The sequence below is a fragment of the Saccharomonospora iraqiensis subsp. paurometabolica YIM 90007 genome (assembly GCF_000231035.2).
Taxonomy (GTDB): Bacteria; Actinomycetota; Actinomycetes; order Mycobacteriales; family Pseudonocardiaceae; genus Saccharomonospora; species Saccharomonospora paurometabolica.
Window position 1 is genome coordinate 98290 of the sequence record NZ_KI912258.1, and the last position, 5828, is coordinate 104117.

The following is a 5828-nucleotide window of genomic DNA, read 5'->3' on the forward strand; positions in this document are numbered from 1 at the left end:
ACGACGGGGTGGTCGGCGACCCGGTCCTGGCGGGAGCGCTGCGGGTGGCCGAATCGCAGGAGTCCCTGCTGCCCACCTGGCGGCGGGCCCCGGGGCAGGCGCTGGCCCGGATGCACGTGCTGGCCGCGAGCGACCTCGTCGACGACCCCGACCGGATCGGCAGGCCGCGGACCGACGCGGGGGTCGGGCAGCGGTTGGAGATGCTGGCCCAGCTCGTGACCGGCGCCACCACGGTCGCCGCCCCGGTGCTCACCGCGGTCGTGCACGGGGAATTGTTGACCCTGCGTCCGTTCGGCTCGGCGGACGGCGTGCTGGCCCGTGCCGCGGCGCGGCTGAGCATGATCGCCACCGGGTTGGATCCCAAGTCGCTCAGCGTCCCGGAGGTCGCCTGCCTGCGCCGTGCCCGGCGGTACGAGGAGGCCGCCACGGCGTTCGCCACCGGCGAACCCGACGGGGTACGGCAGTGGCTGTTGTTCTGCTGCGAGGCCTTCGAGGCGGGCGCGCGGGAGGCGAACAGCATCGCCGACTCGGCGGGCTGATCACGGCCGGCGGGCGCACCGCGACCGGTCCGGGTGTGGCCGGTCAGGGGGTGGCCGGGCCCACCGAGGTCAGCGCCTCGCGGACGTGCCCGCCCGCGCGGTCCAGTGCGGCGGCGGCCGCCGCGGTCTCCGCACCGGACAGCAGGTGGACGAGCGCGACCTTGAGGTCCCCACCGGCCCGGACGAGCGCCTGCGTGCAGGACTGTGTACCGAGTCCGGTGGCCTCCCGCAGGACCCGGACGGTGCGGCCGCGCAGCTTGGCGTTGGTGGCGTGCATGCTGACCATGAGGTTCGAGTACGTCCGCCCCATCCTGATCATGGTGGCGGTGGAGAACGAGGTCAGCACGAGCTTTTGCGCGGTCCCGGCCTTCATCCGGGTCGAACCCGCGACGACCTCGGGGCCGGTGTCCACGGTGATCCGGATGTCGACCTCGTCCGGGACGGGCGCCTCCGGGTTCCCGGTGACCAGGGCGGTGGCCGCACCGCGGTGCCGGGCCGTGCGGAGCGCGGCGAGCACGTACGGCGTCCGCCCCGAGGCCGTCAGACCGAGGACGAAGTCCCCGTCGGCGACGGATCCGCGCAGCTCGGCCGCCGCGGCCTCCTCGTCGTCCTCGGCGTCCTCGACGGCCTCCCGGAGGGCGTCGGGTCCGCCCGCGTGGTGGGGCACGAACCAGCCGGGCGGGATGTTGTAGGTGGGGGCCAGTTCCGCGGCGTCGAGCACGGCCAGTCTGCCCGAGGTCCCCGCGCCGACGTAGTGCACCCGTCCGCCCGCGCGCAGCGCCCCGGTGGCGGTGTCGACCGCGCGGGTCAACTCCGGCAGTGCCCGTCCGACGGCCTCGGGCACCGAGCGGTCCTCGGCGTTGACGGTGGCCAGGACGTCGGCCGTGGACATGCGGTCGATCCCGGTGGTGGCCGGGTTGCGCCGCTCGGTCGGGGACTCCACGTGGGCGATCCGGTTCCCGGGGCTCGGCCCGGGGTGTGACTCGGTCATGGTTCTCGCTGGTCCTCCGTCGTGCGGCTACCGGCTGTCCCGCCGCCGGCCGTCGGGGCGGACCCCGAGCCGGTGCCCCTCGACCGCGTTCCGGGTCGCCTCCAGTGCGCCGAGCGCCTCGTCGCTGTGCCGCCGGGCGACCCCGATGAACAGGCAGTCGATGACGGTGAGCTGTGCGATGCGGCTCGCGGTGGCCCCGGACCGGAAGGTGGTCTCCCGCGCGGCGGTGGTCAGGACGTGGTCGGCCACCGTCGCCACCGGGGAGCGGGGGAAGTTGGTCACCGCGACCGTGGTGGCGCCCCGCTGTCCCGCGACCCGCAGCGTCTCCACCGTGTCGCTCGTCGCGCCACTGTGCGACACCGCCACGGCCACGTCCCCCGGACCGAGGACCGCGGCCGAGGTCAGCATGATGTGGGTGTCCGACCAGGCGAACGAGATCCGGCCGATGCGGTGCAGCTTCTGCTGCAGGTCGGCGGCGACGAACGCGCTCGCACCGACGCCGTAGACGTCCACCCGGCCCGCGGAGGCGAGCGCGTCGATCACCCGTTCCAGGACGACCGGGTCCAGCTGCTGGGCCGTCTCCTCCACCGCGCGGGTGTCGGCGAAGGCGACCTTGCCGATCATCGAGGCCACGTCGTCGTCGCCGGTGATCTCGCCGCCGAGGTCCGGTGCGGAGCGGGCCTGCGCCCGGGCCGTGTCGGCGGCCAGCGCGATGCGCAGCTGCGGGTAGCCGCCCACCCCGACGGCCTTGCAGAACCGGGTCACGGTGGTCTCGCTCGTCCGCGCCGCCTGGGCGACCTCGGTGATGCTGCGGCGGGAGACGGTGGTCGGGTCCTGGAGCACCACGTGGGCGACCCGTTGCTCCGCCCGGGCGAGCCCGGGGAGCAGCGAGCGGATGCGGACCAGCGGGCTCGCGCTCTCCCCGTCGTCCGGGGCGTCCCCGGCCGCCGGGGCCTCCGGGTGGGCGTCGGTCGGCACCTCCGGTCGCGTGTCGAAGTCACCCGGTGCTCCGCCTGTGGGAAAGTCCCCAACCGCAGCCATATCGGACAAGAATACCCGCACCTTTCCGCGCGACGACAGCCCGAGCCGACCCGCCCGGGTCGTGCTCCGTGGTCGCCGGGAAGTCGCCGACCGGTGGAGTCCCGTTAACCCCGTGCGGTTAACGAGTCGGCAACTCTCACCGGTCACGCAGGTGGAAGCCGTCGGCCACCAACCGCTCCGGGTGCCGCTCGGCGTCCAGCAGGGTCCGTTCGCCGTGCACGACCCGCACCCCGTCGAGGTGGACGCCGCGCCCGGCGTCGCGGTCGTCCGTGGTGAACTCCCAACGGAGAACGACCCCGTCCGCGGTCGGCACGTCCGCCCGCACGGACCACCACGTGCGGTGCCCGGTGCCCGACAGGCTCCGGACCTCCCCGTCCGGGGCACCCCGCCCGCGGGCCCGCATCGGCAGCTCCCGCCAGGTCCGGCCGTCGTCGACACTGGCCTGCAGCGCCAGGCGGTCGGTGCGCTCGCTGTGCACGAACGTCTCGAACCGCACGGAGGTGTGCGCCGGTGGCGTGCGGGGGCCGAACAGCCGCCGGTCGGCCCGCCCGGGGCGGAGCGGGGGTGTGCTGAGCGTGGCGCGGGAGTCGTCCGCGGGTGCGCTGAACCACGAGTGCGTGCCGTGCACCGGGGCGACGGCGAGTGACCGCGCCAGGGCGGTCGCCCACGCCCGGCGGGCGGGGTTGGGCGAGCCCCACGAGCGGGACGGGTGCACCCGGTTCGTCAGCAGCACCGCGACCGACCCGGACAGCGGGTCGAGCACCAGCGACGTCCCCGTGTAACCGGTGTGCCCCGCCGTGGACGGGGAGGTCAGACCGCCCATGTACCGGATCGCGTCGAGCTCGAAGCCGAGGCCCCGGCTCCCGTCCCCGGTGGTCCGGTCGGTGAGCATCGCCCGCACGGTCTCCGGGCGGAGGATGCGGGTGCCGTCGTAGGTGCCGCCGGTCAGCAGTGTCTGGCCGAACACGGCGAGGTCGCGCGCCGTGGAGAACAGCCCGGCGTGCCCGGCCACCCCGTTCAGGGCCCACGCGTTCTCGTCGTGCACCTCGCCGTGCACCATGCCGCGGGCGGGCCGCGTCTGGAACTCCGTGGCGGCGATGCGGTCGCGTTCGCCCGGTGGCGGAGTGAACCCGGTGTCGGACATCCCGAGCGGGCCGGTGATGCGCTCGGCGATCACCCTGTCCAACGGGTCGCCGGTGACGCGCTCGATCAGCACACCCAGGGTGATCAGGTTGAGGTCCGAGTAGGAGTGGTCGGACCCGGGCGCGGAGCGTGGTTCGACCTCGAGGACCGCCCGGATCCGGGATTCCTCGTCCGGGTGGTCCTGCCAGAGTGGGAGCGTCGGCGGCAGGCCCGAGGTGTGCGTGAGCAGGTGACGCACCGTGACGTCGTGCTTGGCGTGGATCCCGAACCCGGGGAGGTACCGCGCCACGGGGGTGTCCAGTCCGATCCGCCCGCGCTCGACGAGCTGCAGGGTCGCGACCGAGGTGAACAGCTTCGTCACCGAGGCGATGTCGAAGACGGTGTCCTCCCGCATCGGGACCCGTTCCTCCGGCGGGAGTTCGGTGCCCGCGCCGTCGGCGTAGCGTACGGCGTCGCCGGTCGCGTGCGTGGCCACGATCTCGCCGTCGTGGGCGAGCAGCCCCACCGCACCGGGGAAGAGCGGGCGGCCGTCCGCTCCGGCCGGGCCCGGTTCGGTCCACCGGTCGAGACGACGCTCGGCGGCCCGGATCGGCTCCGGGTCGAGCCCCGCCCGTTCCGGGGTGGAGTCGGTGAGCACGCCCGGACCGGCGGAGAAACCGGGGCGGGGCCGGTCGAACCGCCCCGAGTCGGTCTCCACCGCGGTCATCGCGGTCACCCCCGTCAGCGTCAGCAGCGCGAGCAGCACGGTGACCGGCCTTCTCCGGCCCCGCGTCCCGACGGAAGCCCCCGGGTACACCGGGTGTGCCGTCGTCCCCTTCGCCCGCATCGTCGCCGTTCACCTCCATGCTGCCCCGGCCCCGGCCGCGGCCGCCGGGCCGATCTGCGCTCGGCGCCGTCCGCGCCGTCCGCCCCGTCCGTCCGCTCCCGTGCCGTCCGGTCACGTCCGCGCCGCCGGGATCGTCCGTGTCGTCCGTGTCGTCCGTGATGATCGTGCTGGTCGTGTCGGGTCCGTGTGATCCGGCCGGACCCGGGTGTTGGTGCTCACCGGTAGAGCAGGTGCGGACGGCGTCGACGCCGGAAGCCGGCGAGCCCGTCCTGCCAGGAGGCGACGATCTCGTCGGGCCCCGCCCCCGCGTCCACCATCCGGCGGACGGTGTCCGAACCGGCGAGTTCGTCGATGAAATGGTCGTCCCGCCAGGCGAACAGGTCGGGATGCTCGTCCGCCGCGGTCACGAGCATCTCGACGGCGGTGCGGATCGGGTCGAACGAGGCCGGGTCGGTCACCGTCAGCTGCACCCCGCCACAGGTCTCGCCCGCGAACGCGCCGAAGGTCGGCACGAACCAGGTCTCCCGGAACCGCACACCGGGCAGGTTCCGTTCCACCAGCCGCGCACGCCAGCGCCAGTCCAGCCCGGGCGCGCCCACCGTCTCGAACGGCCGGGTCGTGCCGCGTCCCTCGGAGAACACCGTGCCCTCGAACAGGCCCGTCCCGGGATACACGAGCGCGGTGTCCGGGGTGGGCATGTTCGGGCTCGGCGGGGTCCACGGCAGGCCGGTGTCGCCGAACCGGACGTTCCGGCGCCAGCCGGCGACCGGAACCACGTCGAGCTCGGGTACCCGGCCGCCGTCGTCCGGGAGGAACTCGGCGTCGAAGAACCGGGCCAGCTCGCCCACGGTCATCCCGTGCTGCTGGGCGATCGGGCGCAGCCCCACGAACGAGCGGAACGCCGGGTCCAGCACCGGCCCCGCCGCGTGCCCGCCGAGCGGGTTCGGCCGGTCCAGAACGACGAACGCCGCCCCGACCCGGGCGGCCGCCACCATCGCCTGATACATCGTCCAGATGTAGGTGTAGAAGCGGGCGCCGACATCGGCGATGTCGAACACGATCGTGTCCACGCCCGCGTCGGTGAACAGCGCCGCGAGGGTGTCCGCGTCGGCGCGGTAGATGTCGTGGACCGGCAGGCCGGTGCGCGGGTCGGTGCTGTCGCGCTCGGCGGCGCCCGCCTGGGAGCTGCCGCGGAAACCGTGCTCGGGACCGAACACCGCCCGCGGCCGGACCCCCGCCGCGACCAGGGAGTCGACGACGTGGTCCCCGTCGATCAGCACGCCGGTCG

The 5828-nt window shown here is 74.6% G+C and carries 5 protein-coding genes; 1 reads left to right on the forward strand and 4 read right to left on the reverse strand.

What is annotated here, in order from left to right; genetic code table 11:
• A partial coding sequence (locus SACPADRAFT_RS28860) for a Fic family protein (protein WP_007026181.1) occupies positions 1–539 on the forward strand: 539 nt, incomplete at its 5' end.
• A gap of 43 nt (positions 540–582) precedes the next feature.
• Here the strand turns inward: SACPADRAFT_RS28860 and murQ are convergent.
• From murQ to SACPADRAFT_RS28865, 4 genes are all read right to left on the reverse strand, one after another.
• Positions 583–1530 carry an N-acetylmuramic acid 6-phosphate etherase gene (murQ, locus tag SACPADRAFT_RS0219715; protein ID WP_007026180.1) on the reverse strand — a complete coding sequence of 316 codons (948 nt, stop codon included), beginning with the start codon at positions 1528–1530 and terminating at the stop codon, positions 583–585.
• A 27-nt stretch (positions 1531–1557) separates the two neighbouring features.
• A complete protein-coding gene (locus SACPADRAFT_RS0219720) occupies positions 1558–2571 on the reverse strand; it encodes a MurR/RpiR family transcriptional regulator (RefSeq protein WP_007026179.1) in 1014 nt (337 codons plus the stop codon).
• Positions 2572–2707: 136 nt separating this feature from the next.
• Complete coding sequence (locus SACPADRAFT_RS0219725; RefSeq protein WP_007026178.1) at positions 2708–4540, reverse strand: serine hydrolase; 1833 nt, start codon at positions 4538–4540, stop codon at positions 2708–2710.
• A 215-nt stretch (positions 4541–4755) separates the two neighbouring features.
• A partial coding sequence (locus SACPADRAFT_RS28865) for an exo-beta-N-acetylmuramidase NamZ family protein (protein WP_007026177.1) occupies positions 4756–5828 on the reverse strand: 1073 nt, incomplete at its 5' end.

Coding starts and splice junctions, on each gene's coding strand:
- murQ (WP_007026180.1), bottom strand. CDS start 1,530: ATGACCGAGTCACACCCCGGGCCGAGCCCCGGGAACCGGATCGCCCAC.
- SACPADRAFT_RS0219720 (WP_007026179.1), bottom strand. CDS start 2,571: ATGGCTGCGGTTGGGGACTTTCCCACAGGCGGAGCACCGGGTGACTTC.
- SACPADRAFT_RS0219725 (WP_007026178.1), bottom strand. CDS start 4,540: ATGCGGGCGAAGGGGACGACGGCACACCCGGTGTACCCGGGGGCTTCC.